At 71.7% G+C, this 22274-nt stretch carries 16 protein-coding genes; 11 read left to right on the top strand and 5 right to left on the bottom strand.

Translation table 11 applies throughout. The features are described from left to right. Positions 1 to 76: 76 nt before the first annotated feature. Entirely contained in the window at positions 77 to 1336 is a 1260-nt protein-coding gene (locus tag ACIBG4_RS12740) for a nucleotide sugar dehydrogenase (RefSeq protein ID WP_397201937.1), read from the bottom strand. A gap of 243 nt (positions 1337 to 1579) precedes the next feature. Here ACIBG4_RS12740 and ACIBG4_RS12735 point away from each other — a divergent pair, with 243 nt between their 5' ends. The 10 genes from ACIBG4_RS12735 (at position 1580) to ACIBG4_RS12690 (ending at position 12061) form a co-directional block, all read left to right on the top strand. After that, positions 1580 to 2608 carry an ice-binding family protein gene (locus tag ACIBG4_RS12735; RefSeq protein ID WP_397201936.1) on the top strand — a complete coding sequence of 343 codons (1029 nt, stop codon included), beginning with the start codon at positions 1580 to 1582 and terminating at the stop codon, positions 2606 to 2608. 38 nt (positions 2609 to 2646) lie between these two features. Next, positions 2647 to 3390, top strand: coding sequence for a hypothetical protein (locus ACIBG4_RS12730; protein ID WP_397201935.1), 744 nt, complete (start codon positions 2647 to 2649; stop codon positions 3388 to 3390). Positions 3391 to 3488: 98 nt separating this feature from the next. Beyond that, the gene (gene rffA, locus ACIBG4_RS12725) at positions 3489 to 4643 is read left to right on the top strand and encodes a dTDP-4-amino-4,6-dideoxygalactose transaminase (protein WP_310716372.1); all 1155 of its coding nucleotides are present in this window, start codon (positions 3489 to 3491) and stop codon (positions 4641 to 4643) included. After that, positions 4643 to 5416 carry a GNAT family N-acetyltransferase gene (locus ACIBG4_RS12720; protein WP_397201934.1) on the top strand — a complete coding sequence of 258 codons (774 nt, stop codon included), beginning with the start codon at positions 4643 to 4645 and terminating at the stop codon, positions 5414 to 5416. The genes rffA and ACIBG4_RS12720 overlap by 1 nt, the downstream gene beginning before the upstream one ends. After that, positions 5413 to 5910 carry a GtrA family protein gene (locus ACIBG4_RS12715; protein WP_397201933.1) on the top strand — a complete coding sequence of 166 codons (498 nt, stop codon included), beginning with the start codon at positions 5413 to 5415 and terminating at the stop codon, positions 5908 to 5910. The genes ACIBG4_RS12720 and ACIBG4_RS12715 overlap by 4 nt, the downstream gene beginning before the upstream one ends. A gap of 78 nt (positions 5911 to 5988) precedes the next feature. Further along, complete coding sequence (locus ACIBG4_RS12710) at positions 5989 to 7056, top strand: glucose-1-phosphate thymidylyltransferase (RefSeq protein ID WP_310716378.1); 1068 nt, start codon at positions 5989 to 5991, stop codon at positions 7054 to 7056. Between the two features lie 44 nt (positions 7057 to 7100). Then, positions 7101 to 7814: a class I SAM-dependent methyltransferase gene (locus ACIBG4_RS12705; RefSeq protein ID WP_357620673.1), complete on the top strand. Its 714-nt coding sequence runs from the start codon at positions 7101 to 7103 to the stop codon at positions 7812 to 7814. 255 nt (positions 7815 to 8069) lie between these two features. Next, the gene (locus ACIBG4_RS12700; RefSeq protein ID WP_397201932.1) at positions 8070 to 9998 is read left to right on the top strand and encodes a DUF4082 domain-containing protein; all 1929 of its coding nucleotides are present in this window, start codon (positions 8070 to 8072) and stop codon (positions 9996 to 9998) included. An 81-nt stretch (positions 9999 to 10079) separates the two neighbouring features. Continuing rightward, a complete protein-coding gene (locus tag ACIBG4_RS12695; RefSeq protein ID WP_397201931.1) occupies positions 10080 to 11075 on the top strand; it encodes a fatty acid desaturase in 996 nt (331 codons plus the stop codon). Next, positions 11072 to 12061 carry a class I SAM-dependent methyltransferase gene (locus tag ACIBG4_RS12690; RefSeq protein WP_397201930.1) on the top strand — a complete coding sequence of 330 codons (990 nt, stop codon included), beginning with the start codon at positions 11072 to 11074 and terminating at the stop codon, positions 12059 to 12061. The genes ACIBG4_RS12695 and ACIBG4_RS12690 overlap by 4 nt, the downstream gene beginning before the upstream one ends. Positions 12062 to 12127: 66 nt before the next feature. Here ACIBG4_RS12690 and ACIBG4_RS12685 read toward each other — a convergent pair whose 3' ends face one another. From ACIBG4_RS12685 to ACIBG4_RS12670, 4 genes are all read right to left on the bottom strand, one after another. Further along, positions 12128 to 13114 carry an NAD-dependent epimerase/dehydratase family protein gene (locus ACIBG4_RS12685; RefSeq protein ID WP_397201929.1) on the bottom strand — a complete coding sequence of 329 codons (987 nt, stop codon included), beginning with the start codon at positions 13112 to 13114 and terminating at the stop codon, positions 12128 to 12130. Positions 13115 to 13119: 5 nt separating this feature from the next. Next, entirely contained in the window at positions 13120 to 14472 is a 1353-nt protein-coding gene (locus tag ACIBG4_RS12680) for a nucleotide sugar dehydrogenase (RefSeq protein ID WP_397201928.1), read from the bottom strand. A gap of 199 nt (positions 14473 to 14671) precedes the next feature. Next, positions 14672 to 15664: a glycosyltransferase family 2 protein gene (locus ACIBG4_RS12675; protein WP_397201927.1), complete on the bottom strand. Its 993-nt coding sequence runs from the start codon at positions 15662 to 15664 to the stop codon at positions 14672 to 14674. Between the two features lie 256 nt (positions 15665 to 15920). Then, a complete protein-coding gene (locus ACIBG4_RS12670; protein WP_397201926.1) occupies positions 15921 to 19604 on the bottom strand; it encodes a DUF4082 domain-containing protein in 3684 nt (1227 codons plus the stop codon). 291 nt (positions 19605 to 19895) lie between these two features. On the opposite strand from ACIBG4_RS12670, the gene ACIBG4_RS12665 reads away from it, so the two are divergent. Then, positions 19896 to 22202 carry a hypothetical protein gene (locus tag ACIBG4_RS12665; RefSeq protein ID WP_397201925.1) on the top strand — a complete coding sequence of 769 codons (2307 nt, stop codon included), beginning with the start codon at positions 19896 to 19898 and terminating at the stop codon, positions 22200 to 22202. The last annotated feature ends 72 nt before the right edge of the window (positions 22203 to 22274 follow it).

The following is a 22274-nucleotide window of genomic DNA, read 5'->3' as shown; positions in this document are numbered from 1 at the left end:
CACCGGGGCGTGAGCACCGGGACATGAGTGAGGCCCTCCGGAAGGACTCCGGAGGGCCTCGCGCGCGGGTGGGGTTCTACAGCACCTCGACGTTCGGCCCCCGGCAGCGGTTGCGGGTGTCGAAGACGTACGGGCTGACCTCCCGCACCAGTTCGTAGTCGAAGTCGTCGTGGTCGGTGAGCACCAGGACCGCGTCCGCCTCGGCCAGCTCCCGGCGCGTGGCCTCGACGATCTCGATGCCCGCCGGCAGCCGGCAGTCCGCCGCGTGCGGGTCGGCGGCCCGCACGCGGGCGCCCAGCTTGTGCAGCGCCCTGACCACCTCGATCGCGGGCGACTCGCGGCAGTCGCCGGCGTTCTTCTTGTACGCCAGTCCCAGCACGACCACCTGGCTGCCGTTGAGCGCCTTGCCGCGCTGGTTGAGCGCCAGCATCAGCCGGTTCACGACGTGGTCGGGCATGTGGTCGTTGATGTCGTTGGCCAGCTCCACGAACCGGAAGTTGTGCCCGAGGCTCCGCTTGACCTTCCACGACAGGTACGACGGGTCGATCGGCAGGCAGTGCCCGCCGACGCCGGGACCGGGCGTGAAGCGCATGAAGCCGAACGGCTTGGTCGAGGCGGCGTCGATGGCCTCCCAGACGTCGATGCCGAGCTGCTCGGCGAAGATCGACAGCTCGTTGACCAGGGCGATGTTGACGTGCCTGAACGTGTTCTCCAGCAGCTTGCACAGCTCCGCCACCTGCAGCGACGACACCGGCACGACCTGGTCCACGACGCGCCGGTAGAAGCCCTGGATGCGCTCCAGCGAGGTCTCGTCGAGGCCGGAGACGACCTTCGGCGTGTTGTCCAGGCGCCAGACGGCGTTGCCCGGGTCGATCCGCTCGGGGCTGTAGCCCAGCAGGAAGTCCTCGGGCGCGCGCAGCCCCGAGCCGTCCTCCAGGATCGGCAGCAGGTACTCCTCGGTGGTGCCGGGATAGGTGGTCGACTCCAGGACCACCGTGGCGCCCGGCCGCAGCAGCGGCGCGATGGACCGGCCGGCCGAGGCGATGTGGCAGAGGTCGGGGGCGCCCTCCGACAGCGGCGTCGGCACGGTGATCACGCACACGTCGAAGCCCGCGGCGTCGGCGTAGTCGGTGCTGGCGAGATAGCGTCCGCAGCTCAGCGCGGCGGCCACCTGGTCGTCGCCGATGTCCTCGACGAACGACTCCCCGGCGTTGAGCCGCTTGACCCGCCAGTCGTCGACGTCGATCCCCACGACGTCGAACCCGGCGTCGACCGCTCGCATCGCCAGTGGCAGGCCGACGTATCCCTGGCCGACGACCACCAGTTTCTCTCTCATGTCTGGACCCCCGTCGTTTCGAGATGAGATATCACCCGACTGTAGGAGTCAGGTGATCTCGTGCCGCCGATTCGGCCGGAGGTCCGGCGTGTCGGCGGCGGCGCCCGCGAGGGGGCGGGCGGCGAAGGTCGTGGCGCAGGCAAGGACTGGCAATGACATGGCTCCGGCGCGATGTCCGGGCCTGTCGGGAGTGATCCGGTCGCCACACTTGCGGGCATGGCCAATCTTTCGCCGCGTTCATGGTTGTCCGCTGCGCTGACGGGTCTGCTGGCCATGGGGCTGCTCACCGCCTCCACCCGGACCGCGGACGCCCGCCAGTCGCCCATCGAGCTGGGTCTGGCCGAGGACTGCGCGATCATGGCGGGCCTGGCGGTCAACAGCACGGACCTGACCAGGATCGCGGGCGACATCGTCGTCAGCCCCGGCACGATCGTCACCGGCTTCCCGCCGGGAGTGGTGCTGGGCGACATCGAGACAGACGGCGGGTACGCCGCGCGGGCCCACGCGGACGCGGTGAGCGCCTACCAGGAGGCGCGGGGGCGGGCGGCCAACAGCTCGATCCCCTCGCAGCTCGGCGGCCGGACCCTGGGCCCCGGCGTGTACGCGAGCCGGAGCGGCGCCTTCCAGATCGACGGCACCCTCAAGCTGGACGCCGAGGGTGACCCCGACGCCGTCTTCATCTTCCGGGCGGACACCACCCTGGACACCGCCCGGGTGAGCAACATCGACGTCGTGAACGGCGCCCAGGAGAAGAACGTCTTCTGGGCGGTCGCGGGCACCGTCGGCCTCGGGACACTCTCGACCTTCCGCGGCAACATCCTGGCCCGTAACGGGATCGTGGTGAACGAGGGCGTGGCCATGGTCGGGCGGGCGATGTCGCTCGACACCTCCGTCGCCCTCACGGGCACGGACGTGGAGCCCACCACCCACATCACGCTGCCGGTCCGCCCGCCCACCTCGACCACGCTCACCTCCTCGCCCAACCCCTCGCGCCTGAACGAGCCGGTCACCTTCACCGCCGTCGTCGAGGGCACCTTCGACGGCGTCCACGCGGGCGGCAAGGTGGTCTTCAGGGACGGGTCGACCGAGCTCGGCTCGGCCCAGCTGAACGGCATGGGCATCGCCAGGTTCACCACCGACGAGCTCACCAGGGGCGTGCACCTGATCCAGGCCGTCTACCTGGACGGAGGCAGCGCCGTCCACGAAGGATGGGTCTACTTCGAGCCCAGCGAATCCCCCGTAGTGCAGCACCAGGTGCTCAATCGCCGATAGGACCTGACCGACACAGGGGGAATGCAGTGTTTCGTGGGATGAGGACGCCGGCGCTCGCGCTGACGATGGCCTGTGCCGCCTGGGGGCTGTCCGGCATGGACGCGGCCGCGGCCGGCACGGGCGCCATGACCGGAGGCGTGGCCGGCGTACGGCCGGGGAGCGCGGACGGCCGCGGCGCCGTGGCGGGCGCGCACTGCCGCAGGCACCACTGCGGGTGCCGGCGCGCGTGGTGCGGGCGGGGGTGGCCGGGTCCGGTGGGCCCGCGCGGACGCCGGGGGCCGCACGGCCACGAGGGCGAGCGCGGCCCGGTGGGCCCGGCCGGCAAGGACGGCGCGAGCGGCCCGCAGGGGCGGCCCGGCTCGACAGGACCGGCGGGACCGGCAGGGCCGGCAGGGCCCGCAGGGCCGAGGGGGCCGGCGGGACCCGCCGGCACCGCCGTCCCGGACATCGACACGACGCTCGTGTCGCTCACCTTCTTCCCGTTCGACACGAACTTCGCGGCGTACACCCGTGGCGGAACGACGTGGGTCCGCGACCCTCGCTCCGACGCGCCCTGGCACAGTCTGGACACGGTGCCGAACTACCCGGCCGGGGTGGTCGGCGTCTCGCTGACGGAGGCCGTGCCGCTCAACGCCCTGCTGGTCACCGTGGTCACCGCGGAGGGCGGCATCAGGGAGACGACCTGCCGGCTGACCGCGGGGAAGCCGCCCGTCGAGCCGCTCTGGGCCGACCAGTGCGACGACTTCACCCAGGTCACCGCGCCCACCACTCCGGCTGCCTGACCGAAGCCGGTCGGCTGCGGGTAAGGCTTGCGCAACGGCTCCGCCACACACGGTGGCGCGCCGCCGGCCCACGGGTTCCGCCGGGATTCACTGCGGCAGTGAGCACCACCGCGTCCAGAACCGTTCCCTTCAACCGGCCGTACGTCAGCGAGCGCGAGCTCGACTACGTCGCGGAGGCCGTCCACAACGGACGGACCTCCGGCGACGGGCCGTTCACCCGCCGGGCCACCGCGCTGCTGGCCGAGCTGACCGGAGCGCGCCAGGCGCTGCTGACCACCTCGTGCACGCACGCCCTGGAGATGTCGGCGCTCCTGCTGGGCCTGCGCCCCGGCGACGAGGTCATCGTGCCCTCGTTCACGTTCATGTCGACGGCCAACGCGTACGTGCTGCGCGGCGCCGTGCCGGTGTTCGCCGACTGCCGGCCGGACACGCTGAACATCGACGAGCGCCTCGTCGAGGCCGCCATCACCGAGCGGACGCGCGCCATCGCCGTCGTCCACTACGCGGGCGTCGGCTGCGCGATGGAGGAGCTCGGCAAGCTCGCCGACCGGTACGACCTCGCGCTCGTCGAGGACAACGCGCACGGTCTGGGCGGCTCCTACCAGGGCCGGCCGCTCGGGTCGTTCGGCGACCTGGCCGCGCAGAGCTTCCACGAGACCAAGAACGTCCAGTGCGGGGAGGGCGGCGCGCTGCTCGTCAACGACGAGGAGCTGGCGTCACGGGCCGAGATCATCCGCGAGAAGGGCACCGACCGCAGCCGGTTCTTCCGCGGCCAGGTCGACAAGTACCGCTGGGTCGACCTCGGCTCCAGCTATCTGCCGTCCGACCTGCTCGCGGCGCAGCTCACCGCGCAGCTGGAGTCCTTCGAGGTGATCCAGCGCCGCCGGCTGGCGGTGTGGCGGGCCTACGACGAGGGCCTGGCCGGCTGGGCGGAGAGCAACGGGGTGCACCGGCCGACGGTTCCCGACGGGTGCGAGCACCCCGCCCACCTCTACTACCTGCTGCTGCCCGACCTCGCCACCCGGCAGGCGTTCATCGGCCACCTCGCCGACCGCGGCGTGGGGGCGGCCTTCCACTATCAGCCGCTGCACGACGCGCCCGCCGGGATCCGGCACGGGCGGCCGGCGCCGGGCGGCTGCCCCGTCACCGAGCGGGTCGCCGACACGCTCGTCCGCCTGCCGCTGTTCGCCGACCTCGGCGAGGAGGACGTGGCGCACGTCATCGGCGCCGTCCGGGAATTCGAGGTGCGCTGATGGCCTGGAACGACGTGATCGAGGCGCGGACCGTGCGGGCGGTGCCGTCGCCGCTGGAATCGGCCCGGTTCGGCCGCCCGGTCGAGCGCCTGACCGTCGGCGCCGGATCGGAGAGCACGATCGACGCCGTCCGCGCGGCCGTCCAGGCGTCGGACGCGGACGTGGTCGTGCTGCGCTACCCGGCCGAGCACGTCGGCTGGTTCGCGGAGCTGACCGGGCTCGGCCGGACCGCCCTGTTCGCCGACTGCCTGGTGTACTGGAGCCTGCGCGCGGGGCAGGGCCGCCCTCCCGCGCCCGCGCCCGGCCTCCACACGGCGCCGCTGGGCGCTCCCGACGCGGTCGGGACGCTGGTCGCCGACATCTTCGCCGCGTACGGCAACCACTACCTGGCCGATCCGCTCTTCGACGCCGCCGCGGCGCTGGAGGGCTACCAGGAGTGGGCGGTGCGCTCCGCCGCCGAGGGCGGCTGCCTGGCCATCGACGACGGTGCGCACGTGCTCGGGCTGGCCACGCTGGAGGACAGCGGCCCCCGGACCGAGATCCTGCTGGCGGGCGTGGTCCCCGCCGCGCGGGGGCGCGGGCTCTACGCCCACCTGCTCAAGGCCGTCGAGGACCACGCCGTGGCCCGCGGCGCGGGGGAGGTCGTCATCTCCACCCAGAGCCACAACACGCGGGTGCAGCGGGCCTGGGCCAGGTACGGGTTCGCGCCGGTCCAGACGCACGTCACCGTCCACCTCGTGCGGACGGCGCTGCTGCACCCGGCGGGGCCGTGAACGCCCTGACCCGGCCGCCGGCCGCGCCCCCCGCGGCCCGCCCGCGACTCGGGCACCGGCTGGCCTACCTGGCCGGCGGCGGCGGGACGGCCGTCATCTACTACGGCATCCTCGCCGCGGCGCTGCCCGCGCTCGGGGACCGGGTGCCGTACCTCGGGCTGGTGGTGGCGAGCCACCTCGTCACCGTGATCATCGTGTACCCGTGGTACCGGCTGGTCGTCTTCCCCGGAACGGGTGACGGCTGGCTGGCCGGCTACCTGCGGTTCTACGCGGCCGGGCTGAGCATCCTGACGGCCTCCCTCGTGGGGCTGCCGATCCTCGTGGAGCTCGCCGGGCTCACCGTGCTGCCCGCCCAGGCGCTGATCATCGCCGTGACGTTCCTGCTGAGCTACGCGCTCCACCGGACCTGGACGTTCCGCGGCCGGGGATCGTCCAGGTCCGGCAACCCGCCGCACAACCTTCGGCCAAGCCGCAGCGCGGCGAAGGTCCGCTGAACCGGGCCGTTCGTAGCTTCGACCCGAAATGGTTGATCACCACGGGCCACGCGCTCGTCGCGAAAGGACTCCACGGCGATGAAGGCGCTCGTCCTGGCAGGGGGAAAGGGCACGCGGCTGCGCCCGCTGACCCACACGTCGGCGAAGCAGCTGGTGCCGGTCGCCAACAAACCGGTCCTCTACTACGGCCTCGAGGCCATCCGCGCGGCCGGCATCACCAGCGTCGGCATCGTCGTCGGCGACACGGGGGCGGAGGTGCGCGAGGCCGTCGGCGACGGCTCGCGGTTCGGCCTGGAGGTGACGTACATCCCCCAGGAGGCGCCGCTCGGGCTGGCGCACTGCGTCCTCATCGCCCGCGACTTCCTGGGCGACGAGCCGTTCGTCATGTACCTGGGCGACAACTTCCTCATCGGCGGCATCGCGGACCTGGTGGACGCCTTCGGCAGGGCGGGTCACGACGCCCAGATCCTGCTCACCAAGGTCGCCGAGCCGCAGTTCTACGGCGTCGCCGAGCTGGGCCCCGACGGGCAGATCCTGTGCCTGGAGGAGAAGCCGGAGCACCCGCGCAGCGACCTCGCGATCGTCGGCGTCTACACCTTCTCGCCGGCCATCCACGAGGCGGTCCGCGCCATCGAGCCGTCCGCGCGCGGCGAGCTGGAGATCACCGACGCCATCAAGTGGCTCATCGACCACGGTTACAGCGTCCACTCGCACTTCGTCAGCGGCTACTGGAAGGACACCGGGCGGCTGCAGGACATGCTGGAGTGCAACCGGATCGTCCTGGAGGCGATCGGCCCCGACATCCAGGGGACCGTCGACGGGCGCTCCGAGATCAGCGGGAACGTCGTCATCGGGCGGGGCGCGTCGGTGGAGGGGTCCGTGATCCGGGGGCCCGCCGTCATCGGCGCCGGCACCGTGATCCGCGACGCCTACGTCGGCCCCTACACCTCCATCGGTGAGAGCTGCCTGCTCCAGGACTGCGAGGTCGAGTACGCGATCGTGCTGCGGGACTCCTCCATCACGGGCGTCTCCCGGCTCACGTACTCGCTCATCGGGCGCAACGTCGAGGTGACCCGGGCCCAGGGCATGCCCAACGCCCACCAGCTCATGGTGGGCGACCACAGCAAGGTCCAGGTGCGGGCGTGACGACACGGCCACCACACAGGTGGCGCCTGAGCTAGGAGGGGATCATGGAGGCCACGGAGATTCGCCGCACGGTCGAGCTGGAGGACCGCCACTGGTGGTACCGCGAGCGGCGCGCCATCCTCGCCCGGGAGCTGCGCGCGCTGCGCCGGTCCGGCCGGCCCGGCAAAGCGCTCGACATCGGGGCGGCCGGCGGCGGCAACACGCGGGTCCTCGTCCGGCACGGGTGGGACGCGCTGGTCGCCGACTACTCCGAGACCGCGGTGGAGCTCGCCCGCGAGCGGGGCCTGCGCGCGATCCAGGCCGACGCGCGGAAACTGCCGCTGCCCGACGAGTCGTACGACCTGGTGCTCGCCTTCGACGTGCTGGAGCACATCGACGAGGACGACCGGGCGGCGGCCGAGATCACGCGGGTGCTCCGCCGCGGCGGCACGGCGCTGATCACCGTGCCGTGCGACATGAGGCTCTGGTCGGCGCACGACGTGGCCTCCGGTCACGTCCGCAGGTACACCCGGCCGACCCTGCGCGCCCTGCTGGCCGGCCAGGGGCTCGTCCTGGACCGGATGTGGAGCTGGAACGTCCTGCTGCGGCCCGTGGTGGCCCGCCACCGCAGGAGCAGCTCCGGCTCGGACGTCATGGAGACACCGCCGCTGGTCAACCTGGCGCTCAAGGCGGTGGTCACGGCGGAGCGGTATCTGCCGGTGAAGTCGCTTCCCGGGGTCTCCCTGATCGTCCGGGCGCACCGGCCGGCGCACGGTTAGCATGACATGGCAGAGTGGTTCAGTTACACAGCGCCATGATTGCAGTACAACTGCGGTGTGAAACACCCCGAAGGGCCCGGCCACGCGAAAGCCGCTGAGTCGCATCGCACACCAGGGCCGATCAACTCATCACCCGAGGCGCCGTCCGCCGGCGCCCGCGCCCGCCGCGCGGTTCTCCCGCGCCGGCCGGGCTCCCGCCGTTCCGCACTGGGGACGATCCTCGCGGTCGTCCTCGCGACGGGAGTCGTCGTGGTGATGCCTGGAAGGGCCCTCGCCGCGCCGCCGATCGTGCTCGGGAACGCGGCGTCGTACGGAGTCATGGCGGGCGCCGCGGTCATCAACAGCAACAACACCGCCATCGACGGCAACCTGGGCGTGAGCCCGAGCGGCAGCGTGACCGGGTTCCCTCCCGGCACGGTGTCCGGAACCATCCACGCGGGCGACGCCGCCGCGGCGGCGGCCAAGTCCGACGCGCTGGCCGCCTACAACGACGCCGCGGGGCGCACACCGACCGCCTCCGTGGCCGCGCAGCTCGGCGGGACGACCAAGGGGCCGGGCGTCTACACGCCGTCGTCCGGCACCGCGTTCCAGATCAGCGGCACGCTGACCCTGGACGCGCAGACCGACCCGAACGCGATCTTCGTCTTCCAGGCGTCCACGCTCACCACCGCGACGGTGAGCAACATCAACCTCGTCCGCGGCGCGCAGGCCGACAACGTCTTCTTCCAGCTCAGCGGCTCGGCCACGCTCGGGGTCAACTCCACCTTCCAGGGCAACGTGCTCGCGTCGAACACGGCGACGGTCAGCACCGGCGCCGCGGTCAAGGGCAGGGTTCTCGTCTTCACCAACAACCTGAACCTCCAGGGCACCACGACGGGCCCGTTCACGCGCGTCTCCGTGCCGGACGACCCGCCGACGGACACGGCGCTGACCGTCACGCCCAGCCCCTCCCGGGAGGGTCAGCAGATCACGATGTCCGCCACCGTGACCCCGGAGTCGGGGGACGTCATCCCGCAGGGCGAGGTCGCCTTCAAGGACGGGACGACCCTGCTCGGCACGGACTTCGTCGACCCGAGCGGCCACGCCCAGCTCCAGGTCTCCAACCTGGACGGCGGCGACCACGAGATCAGGGCCGTCTACCTGGGCGGCGACACCTTCTCCGGTGAGCAGGTCATCCACTTCGCCCCCAGCACCTCGCCCGGCGTGGTGCAGGTCGTCACCAACACCCTGTGGGCGCCCTCGGCGACGCCCGCCGTGGCCAACCACACCGGCACCGACGCGGTCACGCTGGGGGTCAAGTTCAGGTCCTCCGTGACCGGGGCCGTCCGGGGCATCCGGTTCTACAAGGGTTCGCAGAACACCGGGACGCACGTCGGCACCCTGTGGACGCAGGGCGGCCAGCAGCTCGCGACCGTGACCTTCTCCGGAGAGTCCGCGTCGGGCTGGCAGCAGGCGAACTTCTCCTCGCCCGTCTCGATCAACGCCAACACCACCTACATCGCCTCGTACTTCACGCCCTCCGGGCACTTCTCGTACACGCTCAGCTACTTCACCAGCCAGTACAACAACCCGCCGCTGAGCGCGCCGTCGAGCGGCGCGTCGGGCGGCAACGGCGTCTACACCTACGGCGCCTCCAGCGCGTTCCCGACGAGCACCTTCCAGGCCACGAACTACTGGGTGGAGCCGGTGTTCGTGCAGTCGGACACCGTGTTCAGCGACGCGGCCACGCCCGACGTGGCCAACCACAGCGACACCGACCCGGTGACGGTGGGGGTCAAGTTCCGCAGCGTCGCGGCGGGGTCGGTGCGGGGCATCCGGTTCTACAAGGGCTCGCAGAACACCGGGACGCACGTCGGCACCCTGTGGACGGCGGGCGGCCAGGAGGTCGCCAGCGTGAACTTCAGCGGGGAGACCGCCTCGGGCTGGCAGCAGGCCGTCTTCGTGGAGCCCATCCCGATAACCGCTAACACCACCTATATCGCCTCCTATCACACGGACGCGGGGCATTTCTCGTACACGGTGCAGGGATTCTTCAACAGGCAGAGCCATTACCCGCTGACGGCGCTGGAGAACGGAACCTCCGGCACCAACGGCGTGTTCACGTACGGGGCGACCAACACGTTCCCCACCAGCACCTACCAGGGCGCGAATTACTGGGTTGACGTATTGTTTGACATCGGTTAATTCGCACCTCCGCACGGCGGTCCCCGATATCGCGAAGCCTTTGGTTAGAGTTCCGGAAGGCTCAGCAGAAGGGGGACTGCCGTGCAGGTAGACGCCGAAGCCCTGGACATCGGCAAGGTGCGCCATTCCACGTTGGTCGACTCCTCGGGCACCCGGTACGTCGATTTCCGGCGCACTCTGACGCCCCGCTGGAAGGTGGTCTGGGCGACGCTGCTCTGCGGCCATCTCGCGCTCGTCGCCTCGGCGGCGCTGATCGTCTACCTGGGGAACGTCACCGCCGCGACCTGGCCGGCCTCGGGACTGCTCGCCCTCGCCGGGGGAGCGCTGCTGGGCTTCTGGCTGCACTACCTCATGACGTACCTGCACGAGGGCGCCCACTACAACCTGGCGCCGGGCCGCGAGACCAGCGACGCGCTGACCAACTCGTTCGTCGGCCTGTTCGTCGGCATGAACGTGAAGTCCTACCGCAAGGTGCACTTCGAGCACCATCGTTACCTCGGCACCACCCGCGACCCGGAGCGCAGCTACTTCGCCCCCCTCAACCGGCGCTTCCTGGTCGAGGGATTCACCGGGATCCGGCTCGTCCGGGCGCTGAAGGGCTACCGCGAGGTGGTCAGGAGCAAGTCCCGCCCGGGGGAGGAGCAGGCGAAGGGCGGCTCCGTGGACGTGGTGTTCCTCGTCTCCGGCCTCTTCAACGCCCTGGTCATCGTCTGCGCATTGTGGAGCGGCGCCGTCGTCCTCGCCGTCGCCTGGGCCATGGGCCAGTTGCTGTTCCTGCCGCTGCTCAACACCGTCCGGCAGGTGCTCGAACACCGCAGCGAGTTCGCCGACGACCTGACCGACTACAGCGTCGTGCCGCACGGGCCCGTCAACCGGCTGTTCGGCGACGGGCTGTTCGCCGCCGTGTTCGGCGCGGCCGGATTCAACCGCCACCTGCTGCACCACTGGGACCCCAGCGTGTCCTTCACCCGGCTCAAGGACGTGGAGCTCTTCCTGATGAACACCGACGTCGCGCCGCTGCTCCAGCGGCGCCGGACCACCTATTACCGCACCTGGCGTCAGCTGGACAGGACATGAACGAGCACACCGAGACGATGCGCGGCCGGGCGCCGCGGGCGGCCGACGCCGGCACGAGCACGAGGTGCCCCGCGTGCCAGGAGGCCGGAGCCGAGCACTGGGCGACGGCCCGCGACGTCGAGTACCGCACCAGCGAGCAGGAGTTCCAGTACTACCGCTGCGCGCGCTGCGGCGCCCTCTTCCTCGACCCCATGCCGGTCGACCGGCTGGCCGAGATCTACCCGGCCAACTACTACGCCTACGCGTCGGACGAGCAGTCCTTCGCCCACCGGGTCAAGGACCGGCTCGACGCGGTACGGCTGCGGCGCATCCTGTCGCGGCTGTCCGGTGACGAGCTGAAGGTGCTCGACGTCGGCGGGGGAGACGGCTGGCAGCTCGACGTCATCCGCGGCCTGGACTCCCGCGTGTCCTTCACCCAGGTCGTCGACCTGGACGAGGCCGCCCAGTCGCGGGCCGTGGCGCGGGGGCACGAGTTCTTCTGCGGCCGCGTCGAGGACTTCTCCACCGAGCAGCGGTTCGACCTCATCCTGCTGATCAACCTGATCGAGCACGTGAGCGACCCGGGTGACGTGCTGAGGACGCTCGGCCGCCACCTGACGCCGCAGGGGGTGATCCTCATCAAGACGCCCAACACCGACAGCATGGACGCCCGGATCTTCCGGCACCGCGACTGGGGCGGCTACCACTGCCCGCGGCACTGGGTGCTGTTCGACCGGCGCAACTTCACCAGGCTGGCTCTGGCGTGCGGGTTCACGGTCCACCGCTTCGCCTACACGCAGGGCGCCCCGTTCTGGGGCACCAGCATCCTGGCGGGGCTGGTCCGCCGCGGGTGGGTGAAGGTCTCCGCGGACCGCCCGATGACCCGCCATCCGCTCTTCCCCATCCTGGCCGCCGGCTTCGCCGCCTTCGACCTCGCCAGGGGGCTCCTCGGCGGCCGGCCGTCGCAGATGTTCGTCGAGCTCGTCCCGGCCCGCGCGAGGCGCTGACGGCAGGCCGCTGACAGCAGAACGGGGACGGCACCATCCGGTGCCGTCCCCGTGTGCCGTCCGGGGCTAGGACTGGCCGCTGTCCGGCAGCTCCAGCCACCAGGGGTTCGCCCGGGCCCACTCGATGGTGCGGGCCAGCCCCTCGCGCAGGCCGGTCGTGCTGCGCCAGCCGAGCACCTCGTACGCCTTGCGGGCGTCGGGGATACGGCGGCGCAGGTCCTGGTACCGCCCGCCGAGCCGCGCCCCGGTGTCGACCGGGACCGTCGACCGGCCGTCGCCGGCGAGTTCGAGGGCGAGCCGGATCACCTCGCCCACGGTCGTCTCCTCCGAGCTGCCGACGTTGAAGCACTCGCCGTCGGCCTTCTCGCTCGCCCCGGCCGTCAGCGTGGCCGTGATGGCGTCGTCGACGAACGTGAAGCACCGGGTCTGGCCCCCGTCGTCGTAGACGACCGGCGGCAGGCCGTTCAGCGCCCGGTGGATCGTCCGGCTGACGACGAAGGCGGGCCGCTGGCGCGGGCCGTAGACGTTGAAGTAGCGCACGATCGTCGCCCGCAGCCCGCGCTGCCGGATGAACCCGAACGTCAGGTGCTCGGCCAGCGCCTTGCTGGAGGAGTAGCTCCACCGGTCGACGGCGGTGCTGCCCAGCACCCGGTCGTCGTTCTCCGCCCAGGGCACCGCCGGGTTCTTGCCGAAGACCTCACTGGTACTGGCCAGCACGACCTTCGCGCCGGTCCGCTCGGCCAGCTCCAGCACGTTCCTCGTGCCCATGAGGTTGATGTCGATGACGTCCAGCGGCTGGTCGAGGTAGCGGTCGACCCCCACCACGGCGGCGAGGTGGTAGACGACCTCGACCCCGGGCTCGATGGCCGCGGCCACCTGGTCGCGGTCCCGGATGTCGCCCCTGACGTACCGGACGGCGCCGCCGCGCTCGGGCAGGCCGGGCGGCGGCCCGCCGAAGTCGAACACCGTCGTCTCGTTGCCCTCCGCGGCGAGCCGCTCGACGAGATGGGTCCCGACGAACCCGCTGCCGCCCGTGACGACCACGCGTGCCATGGCGTCTACCGTCCGATCCCGCGGTAGGCGAAGCCCAGCTCACGCAGGCGGGCGATCGTCTCGCGCGGGTAGTAGGCCCGCCCGTCGATCACCGCGCACGACGCGGCGACCTGCCCGCGGATCCGCGCGAAGTCCAGGCTCTGGAACGGCCGGTGCCAGGCCAGCACCGCCAGGCAGTCGGCGTCGCGCACGGCCTCCTCGACGGAGGCGCACGGCCGCAGCCCGAACGTCTTCTCGGCCTCGTCGTCGTCCACCAGCGGATCGAAGAGCGCGACCTGCGCGCCCGCCTCCCGCAGCGCCGCGACGACGGGCTGGGTGGGCGTCGCCCGCAGGTCGCCCGTGTTGTTCTTGAACGCCAGCCCCAGCACCGCGACCTTGGCCTCCTCCGGCGCCCGGCCGACCTTGGCCAGCTCCTCCACGATGAGGCGGAAGGTGTAGCGCGGCATGCCGTCGTTCACCTGCCGCGCCGCGGGGATGGTCAGCAGGTCGAGGCCGCGCTCACCGGCCGAGCGCCACAGCATCCACGGGTCCTTCGTCAGGCACGAGCCGCCGACGCCGACACTCGGCAGGAGGATGTTGACGCTCCCGCTGCCCTTCTTGATGGAGTTGGCGGCGCTGATCACGTCGAGCACGTCGACGTCGACCGTGGCGCACACCTGGGCCAGCTCGTTGGCCATCGCGATGTTGTGGTCGATCCACCAGTTGTCGGCCAGCTTGACCATCTCGGCCGTCTCCAGCGACGCGCAGCGGATGACCTCGACGCCGAGGGCGCGCTGCCAGAACGCCGCCGCGGCCTCGGTGCTGTCGGCGCACCAGCCGCCCACGACGATGGGGAACGTGCGCAGCTCGTTGAGGGCGTTGCCCTCGGAGAGCCGCTCCGGGCAGAAGGCCAGGCCGAAGTCGGCTCCGCAGGTGAGACCGGAACGCTCCAGCAGCGGTACGACCAGCTCCCGCGTCATGCCCGGCGGGACGGTGCTCTTGAAGATCAGGAGCTGGCCGGGGCGCAGGTGCTTGCTCAGCTCCTCACAGGCGCTCCTGAGCTGGAGGTCCATCAGCACGCCCTGGTCCCGGACGGGGGTGCCGACCGTGACGATGACCACATCGGCGGAGGCGACCGCCGCGCACTCCGTGGTGGCCGTGAAGCTCGTGGTGCCGGCCAGGCGGGAGACGATCTCGGGCAGCCCCGATTCGCTGAACCGGCAGTGGCCGCCGCTCAGCTCCTCGACGAGCGAGGCGTCGGTGTCCACGCCGATCACGTCGACGCCCCTGTCGGCCAGGGTCGCGGCTATACACGATCCGACATATCCCAGGCCGATGACTCCGGCCGTGATGTTCTCCTGAGCGGGCAAGAAACGCACACTCACTCCATTCGACGGGTGTTTCATCGAGCCGGTGACATTTCCTCAGCACGAAACGACCCCGGCCGAAATTCCTGCTCCTGTTTCTAACCCGTCCCATTTGACGCGGACCGTGTCGGCGCGCGTCCCGCGGATTCGCGGGCTATAGCTTGGCCCGTCGGTGGAGAACCGATGACGCAATGGCGCCGGCCGCGTACGGCTAAGGCGCGTTGCGCGCGGGCGCGCCCGCGCCGCTGCTCTGCCGGGGCAGTCCGACGGGGGCGGCCGAGCCGACCCGCTCCCGGATCACGTAGGTGGGATGTCCCATTCCGCTGCCGTGAATGCGGCCAACGTATTCGCCGAGCACGCCGATGGCGATGAGCTGCGCGGCCGAGAACAGCGCGACCATCGAGGCGATCGTGGTGAACCCGGCGACCGTCGTGCTGCCCGTCGCGAAGTGCCACAGGACGGCCACGCCCAGCAGCAGGCCGACCAGGCCGACGAGGAAGCCGAGGTAGCTGGCCAGGCGGAGGGGCGCCGCGCTGTAGCCGAGCACCATGTTCGCCGTGTGCCGGACCAGCAGGGGCAGCGAGTAGTTGGACCGGCCGTGCCGGCGGTGGTTCATGTGCACGTGCGCCGAGCCGACGCGGGTGGTGGCCCAGGACAGGGCCACGTCGATGGAGGCGTGCGGGCCCGACAGCTGCGCGAAGCCGTCGCGCAGGTGGGTGCGGAAGGCGCGGAACGCGCTGATCTTACGGGCGGTGCGGATCCCCAGCGTGGCGGACATGCACGCCTTCACCGAGCGGGAGGCGAAGCTGCGCAGGAACCCGTGCTCCTCCACGTGCGGGACGCCGTAGACCAGGTCGAGCCGGTCGCCCTCCAGCGCGGCCAGCAGGTTCGGGATCTGCTCGGGCGGGTGCTGCAGGTCGTCGTCCATCGTGACGACGACCTGCGAACCCGCCTCCCTGATGCCCGCCACCAGGGCGTTGTGCTGGCCGTAGTTGCGCGACAGGTGGATGGCCCGGACGCCCTCCACCCGCTCGGCCAGGTCCGCGGCGGTCGGCCACGTGTCGTCCGGGCTGCCGTCGACCACGAGGATCACCTCGTACCGGACGTTCAGCTCGCGCAGGACGGAGACGAGCCTGGGCACCAGCACCGGGAGGGTCAGCGCTGAGCGGTAACACGGGATGACCACCGACACTGACTCCGACATGGATCCTCCGATATCTCGGCGAAGGCGCCCTTGGCGGACGCGCGTTCGCGGAACGGTCCTTTCGCCATGGCTCCTGGCGGTCATCGCATCACACGCCCGGTGCGGCGGCCATGACGGGCGGCGCCGCATTGCGTTCTCCTTGGCGCGGTATTACCGGCCGTCTAGAGACGCGTTCACGCGGACGGGTGGCCCGCGCCGCGAGGCGCCGGCCACCCGTTTCAGCGACCCGACTCAGCCGTCCGTCCCGGCCGGTGTCTCAGTCGGCGTCGAACACCACGTCGACCCAGTAGTTGCTGGCCTTGTAGGTCTCGGTCGGCCATTTGTTGTCGACGCTGTACCGGTACAGTCCGTTGCCGCTCGTCGCGGTGCTCGCCGGAGCGATGAGCGGCGGGTTCTGGTACGTCGTGGTGAAGTAGTTCTGGTCGTAGGAGAAATGCCCGGCCGGCGCCATGTAGGACGCGATGTAGTTGGTCCCCGGTGTTATCCGGATCGGCGTGTTGAACAGCACCTGTTGCCATCCGGACGCCGTCTCGTTGGTGAAGGTCGCGCTCCCGAGCAGCTGGCCGCCGGTCGTCCAGAGGCTGCCGACATGCGTTCCGGTGTTCTGCGGGCCCTTGTAGAAGCGGATGCCCCTGATGGTGCCGGCCACGATCGAGCGAAACCGCACCCCGAGCACGACGGACCTCCCGTCGGTGCCCGTCACCACCGAGGGCACCGCGGTGCTCGGCCACAGGCTCGTCGGCGCGAACACCACGTCCACCCAGTAGTTGGTCATCCGGAAGGTGGAGGTGGGGAAGCCGCTCGTGGCCCCGTACCGGTAGACGCCGTTGCCGCTCGTCGCGGTGCTCGCGGGCGCGGACAGCGGTCCGTTGGTGTAGAGCGCCGCGAAGTAGTCGTAGTTGTAGGCGAACCCGCCGTTCGGCGCGAAGTAGGAGGCGACGTACGTGGTGCCCGGCGTCAGCTGCACGGGCGTGGCGAACTTCACCTGCTGCCAGCCGGTGGACGTCTCGTTGGTGAAGGTGGCCTGCGCCAGGAGCTGGCCCGTGCTGCTCCACAGGCTGCCGATGTGGGTGCCGGTGTTGCCGGCGCCCTTGTAGAACCTGATGCCGGACACGGCGCCCTCCTGCGACGCCTGGAACTTCACGCCGAGCTCGACGGACCTCGTGTCGTTGATCGACAGGACGGAGGGGATGATCGTCGAGTTCCACAGCGAGCACGGGCAGCTCGTGACGACCGTGACCGAGCGCGAGGCCGGGGTGGTCTGGAGGTTCCCGATGTCGTCCACCGCCCGCGACATGATCGTCGTCGGTCCGTTGCCCGTGGGCACCCAGGTGAACTGCCAGGGGCCGAATCCGGTGGCCTTGGCCCACGTGGTGCCGCCGTCGACGGAGACCTCCACCCCCGCGACCACGCCGCCGCCGGTGTCGGCCGTCGTCCCGCTGATCGTGACGGGCACGCCGGTCCGCACGGTGGCGTCCACGGCCGGTGCGGTGATCGCCGAGGTGGGGGGCGCCGTGTCGGTGGACGGAGTCGCCGGGACCAGGCCCGGCTGGAGGAGCGCCGGCTGGGCGCCCATGTCCGCGAAGAGGTTGACGGTCGCCTGCTGCATGCGGACGTCGGTGGGGCTGCCGGCCCGGTCGTGGTCGGCGTCCAGCCCCCAGGCCCACTGGATGGTCCCCGCGCCGAACACCATCCCGCCGCCCGACTTCCGGTAGAGGGTCAGGTGGTGCGTCGCGGTGCCGGCGCCGTAGGCGCTGCCGAAGTTGAGCAGGTACTTGTTGGTGTAGCTGAGGGTGGTGCTGGAGAAGCCGGCTTGACCGGCGGGCGCGACGGCGTTGTCGGGCGTGTTGTCCCATTCGAAGCCGAGCGTGCCGGCGGGGAAGGTGGCGACCTGGCCCGGCTGCAGGTTGGCGATCGAGGTGTTGCGCCACAGCCGCATGGGCGCGTACTGCGAGGGCACCTGGATCGCGTCGTTGACGATGCCGTTGATGATGAACAGGGTGCCGGTGAGCTGGTTCTCCGGCATGCCTCCGTCGGAGGGCGGTGAGAAGCGCGGATCTCGCCAGCTCCCGGTCCACTGCGGGCTGGGATCGATCTTCGCGTTGGCGATCGTCTCCTTGTAGCAGGTGATGGTGCGGAACGGGGTGTCCGACCCGTCGATGCTGTTCTGCCAGCGGATCTTCCAGAAGACCTCGTTCGCCGAGAAGAAGGCGATGTCCACGCCGTCGTCGCGGGCCGCGGCGAAGTTGTCCCGCATCTCCTTGGCCCAGTACTCGTCGTGACCGACGGACAGCAGCGCCTTGTGGTCGAGCAGGTCGGCGGGCCGGGCCGAGGCGTCGACGCTGGAGATGTAGCCGACGTCGTAGGCGTTGGCCTCCAGCCAGCGGATCATGGGGTACTCGGCGTTGAAGAAGTAGTTCGCCGACCCGTTGGTGATCCCGCGGGTGATGATCGGGCGGTTGTAGCTCACCTTGTAGGCGCGGTTCGCGGGCGAGCCCTGGTACAGGCTGTTGCCGCCGTAGCTGTTGTACGCCTGCCAGGTCGTGTCGGAGGTCTTGAACAGCAGGTCCGACGCGCGGCCGTCCCGGACCACGAAGATGACCTGGCCGGCGGCGTCCGGGCCGTCCTCGCGCACCAGCTTGCCCACGTAGACGCCCGAGACGGCGGTGGCCGGCACCGTCCAGGAGACGGACACCGCCCAGTTGCCGCAGTCGATCAGGCCGGTCGTGGCGTCGCTCAGGCAGGCCGGCTGGGTCTGCGGGAGCGCGGCCGACGGCTGCACGGTGGCGACGTGCCTGGCGCCCATGCCGCCGTAGTAGCCGATGCGGTAGAGGTCCAGGCGGTAGTCGGTCGCCGGGGTGTTGACCTTGAAGTCGATGGTCTCGCCCTGGCCGACGCTGATCTGGGCGGGAAAGCCCTGCATGTCAGGGCTGCCGGACCCGCCCACGTCCCACTCGCTTTCCGGGCTCCCGGGCAGCTCGTTCTCCGCGCAGATGATCGAGCCGGGCGGGCACTGCTGCCGCGCCTGCCGGGCGCGCGGGCGCTGCGGGCCGAGCGCCGCCGCGGGCATGGCCCGCGCGGCCCCGGCTCCCAGTGCCGAGACCACGGCCGCGCGCGCCGCCCCGGGGCCGTCGGCCGCGATGCTCACGGGACGGACGCCGTCCGCCGCGTTGCTCACGGGACGGACGCCGTCCGCCGTGGCGGGGAAGCGCTGCACGGCGGCCTGGGCCGGGCTGAGGGCGCCCTCCTGGCGCATGGCGCGGATCACCTCGCGCCAGCGGGCGCGCATGCCCGCGACCGGCTCGGGCGAGGCGCCGCCGGCCGGGTCGGGCCGCCGGATGGCCGCGGCCAGGTAGGCGCCCTCGGACACGGTGAGTTCCTGGGCGTCCTTGCCGAAGAACGCCCGCGCCCCCGCCTGGATCCCCTGGGGCCCCTGACCGAGGTCGAGCACGTTGAGGTACCTCTCCAGCACCCACGCGCGCGAGCGTGACAGCTCGACCTTCGCGGTGATCGCGAGGTCGGCGAGCCGGCGCAGGAACGAGGAGTCCTCGGCGTGCTGGTTGCGCACCATCCGCTGGGTGATCGCGAAGTCGCCGGTGCTCTGTCCGGTGAGCCCGAACCACAGCCCCCGGGCCAGTCCTTCCACGCTCACGCCCGTCTCCGGCGCGGGGGCCGCGGCCTCGGCGGCGAGGACGGCTCTGACCACGTGGTCCGGCACCTGGTTGAGCTGGACGGTGGAGGTGGGGGGCCGCGCCGTCGTGCTCGACTCCACGGACACGGGCACGGCCAGCGGATCGACCGGTTGCTCGCCGCCGGGCAGAGGCGTCAGGGTCCAGGCGGTCCAGAGCAGGGCGGCCGCGCAGGCCGTCCCTCCGAGAACCGCCGGCACCACACGAGCCCGGCGACGTCTCCGGCCGATCTTCTCCTCGCTGTCCGGCATGCGAAACCCCCAAGAACGCGGTTGCTAGGTAAAAAGGGAGCAAAGGCGATGTGAATGCATCTCGACGCAGAGTAGGGATGAATTCGGGCGGTGATCGCGTGGGGCGGACAATGACAGCACTCGATAGGGGTTGGGCGTGTCGGGAGACAAAAAGGGGGTTGTAATGATGCGTCCGTCTTTGCGATGAGCCTTGTGCGGGGGCCGTGAAGCCCGGCAAAGCAGATGCAAGAACATCGCACCACTAGGGCATACGCGGCCCGCGAGCGGGGCGGCGTCGCCAAGCTTGCGCGCATGGCCGACGCCCCGCCCCTCCCGCAGTCCCCGGCATCCGTCGATGCGCCCGCGCCCGCGCACCTTCCGTCCCGCCCGCTGACCCGCCTCTCGCGCCTGCTGCCGGCGGTGGCCGTGCTCGCGTGCGCCGCGCTCGCGCTGAGACTGAACGGCGTCGCGGCCCGCGACATGGTGGTGTTCGGCCTGTACGTCGCCTTCGGCCTGGCGCTGCCCGGCACGCTCTGGGTGCGGGCGCTGTACCGTCGCGCGCACGTGCTGCCGGAGCAGGTCGCGTTCGGCGTGGCGCTGGGCTACGCGCTGGAGGTGCTCACCTACCTGCCCGCCCGCGCCCTCGGGCAGCCGGTGCTCGTCGTGGTGTGGCCGCTCGGCACGTACGCGCTGTTCGCCGCCGTTCCCCGGCTGCGCGCGCACTGGAGGCGGCGGCCGGAGGCGGGCCACGCCCCGCTGTGGTGGTCGTGGAGCCTCGCCCTGGTCGTGATCGCGGTGATCGCGCTGGTCGCCGCCGGCTTCTTCGCCGGCCAGCCGCTCACCTGGCCGTCGCTCCTGAGGTCGCCCGTGGACATGCCCTTCCACCTGGCGCTGACCGGCGAGCTGAGGCACCACGTGCCGCCCATGGTGCCGTCGGTCGTGGGGGAGCCGCTCGCGTACCACTGGTTCGTGTACGCGCACCTGGCGGCGGCGAGCTGGGTCACCGGGATCGAGTCGGTGATCCTGCTCTTCCGGCTCGCCATGCTGCCCATGCTGGCCGCGTTCGTCGTGCTGATCGCGATGGTCGGCCACCGCATGACGGGCTCGCGGAAGGTGGCGCTGGCCGGTGTGGTGGCCACGGTGTTCGTGGCCGCGCCCGGCCTGTACGCGGGCTCGGTCTCCGGCCTGCTGACCTGGGCGCCGCCGTACTCGTGGGCCAGCCCCACCCAGACCTTCGCGGCCCTGCTGTTCGCGCCCGTGATGCTCCTGCTCCTCGACCTGCCCGGGCGGCGGCGGAGCCGGGGCTGGTGGGCCGTGCTGACGGTCATGCTCATGGTCCTCACCGGGGCCAAGGCCACCTACCTGCCCCTGCTCGCGGCCGGCCTGCTGGTGGTCGTGGTGGTGGAGACGGTCACGTGGTTCCGGCCGCCCAGGCAGGCGGCCGCGGTGCTCGGCCTGACCGTGGCATGCCTCGTGTTCGCGCAGACGGTCCTGTTCGGGGGCGCACGGCAGGGCATCGTCGTCGATCCGCTGTCGATGGTCCGGGTGACCTGGCGCAACCTGACGGGCGCCGGAGCGCGGGCGGAGGTCCCGTGGCAGGCGCTGGCCGGCGCGTCACTGCTGTGCCTGCTGGGCGCGGCGATCGCCTGGTGCGGTGTGCTCGGGCTGCTGTGCCGGCCTCGGCTGCTCGCCCGTCACCCCGTGCCGCTGATCCTCGGCATGAGCGCGGCCGGGCTGGGCGCCGCGCTGCTGCTCGGCCACCCGAACCTGTCGCAGGGGTACTTCCTTCAGGCGCCCTTCCCGTACCTGGCGATCCTCGCCTGCCACGGCCTGGCCACGGTGGTCCGCAGGACCGGGGTGCGCCCGGCCGCGGCGGTGGGCGCGGGCTGCGCCGGGGTGGCGGCCGTCCTGGCGATCCGGGTGCTGCTCGGCGTGGGGGTCCCGGTCCGGGACGGCGAGGACGCCGCCGCGCTGTACCTGCCGTACGCCGCGCTGCTCGGCATGGTTCTGGTGGCCGTGGTGGCGCTGCGCGCGCTGCGCCAGAGCCGGGCGCGCACGTTCGCCCTCGTGCTCTGCCTGGTCACGGCGGCCGGCACGCCCGCCGCGTGGGCGGCCCAGCTCCTGCCCGGCGCCCCGCCCGGCCCGCTGGTGCTCGGCCGGCACCGGCACGTGGGGGAGGAGGCGCCCCGCGGCGCCCTGGCGGCCGGCCGGTGGCTGCGCGCCAACTCGGACCCGGACGACCTGGTCGCCACCAACGCGCACTGCCGCTGGCATGGCGAGGACCCGTGCGACAGCCGCCGGTTCTGGGCGAGCGCGCTGAGCGAGCGGCGGGTGCTGGTCGAGGGGTGGGCGTACACGGCGACCTCGCTGGCGGGCCTGCGTCCGGGCGAGGCGCCCCGGTACCGCCCGTACGGGGACCAGGAGCGGCTGCGCGCCAACGACGCCGTCTTTCAGCAGCCGTCGCCGGACACGGTGCGGCTGCTGCGCGAGCGCTACGGCGTGCGGTGGCTGTTCGTGGACGAGACCCTGATGCGGCCCGGCACCCAGCTGTGGGTCCATGCCAAGCGCCGCTTCCGCTCCGGCGACCACAGCGTCTACGAGCTGACCGACGACACGTAGCCGTACCGGCGCGGGGCCGGAGTCGCGCCGACGGCAGGGGACGGCGACAGGGGCCGGCGACAGGGGCCGACG

Origin of the sequence: Nonomuraea sp. NPDC050383 (assembly GCF_044459125.1) — a bacterium.
In the GTDB taxonomy this organism is placed as follows: Bacteria; Actinomycetota; Actinomycetes; order Streptosporangiales; family Streptosporangiaceae; genus Nonomuraea.
The sequence above is the reverse complement of the archived record's forward strand: the minus strand, read 5'-3'. Positions and strand labels throughout refer to the sequence as shown.

Excerpts from the sequence above, each read along its gene's own strand:
- ACIBG4_RS12685 (WP_397201929.1), bottom strand. The coding sequence starts at position 13,114 with ATGGCACGCGTGGTCGTCACGGGCGGCAGCGGGTTCGTCGGGACCCAT.
- ACIBG4_RS12665 (WP_397201925.1), top strand. The coding sequence starts at position 19,896 with ATGGCCGACGCCCCGCCCCTCCCGCAGTCCCCGGCATCCGTCGATGCG.
- ACIBG4_RS12675 (WP_397201927.1), bottom strand. The coding sequence starts at position 15,664 with ATGTCGGAGTCAGTGTCGGTGGTCATCCCGTGTTACCGCTCAGCGCTG.
- ACIBG4_RS12670 (WP_397201926.1), bottom strand. The coding sequence starts at position 19,604 with ATGCCGGACAGCGAGGAGAAGATCGGCCGGAGACGTCGCCGGGCTCGT.
- ACIBG4_RS12700 (WP_397201932.1), top strand. The coding sequence starts at position 8,070 with ATGCCTGGAAGGGCCCTCGCCGCGCCGCCGATCGTGCTCGGGAACGCG.
- ACIBG4_RS12710 (WP_310716378.1), top strand. The coding sequence starts at position 5,989 with ATGAAGGCGCTCGTCCTGGCAGGGGGAAAGGGCACGCGGCTGCGCCCG.
- ACIBG4_RS12720 (WP_397201934.1), top strand. The coding sequence starts at position 4,643 with ATGGCCTGGAACGACGTGATCGAGGCGCGGACCGTGCGGGCGGTGCCG.
- ACIBG4_RS12730 (WP_397201935.1), top strand. The coding sequence starts at position 2,647 with ATGAGGACGCCGGCGCTCGCGCTGACGATGGCCTGTGCCGCCTGGGGG.
- ACIBG4_RS12740 (WP_397201937.1), bottom strand. The coding sequence starts at position 1,336 with ATGAGAGAGAAACTGGTGGTCGTCGGCCAGGGATACGTCGGCCTGCCA.
- ACIBG4_RS12705 (WP_357620673.1), top strand. The coding sequence starts at position 7,101 with ATGGAGGCCACGGAGATTCGCCGCACGGTCGAGCTGGAGGACCGCCAC.
- ACIBG4_RS12690 (WP_397201930.1), top strand. The coding sequence starts at position 11,072 with ATGAACGAGCACACCGAGACGATGCGCGGCCGGGCGCCGCGGGCGGCC.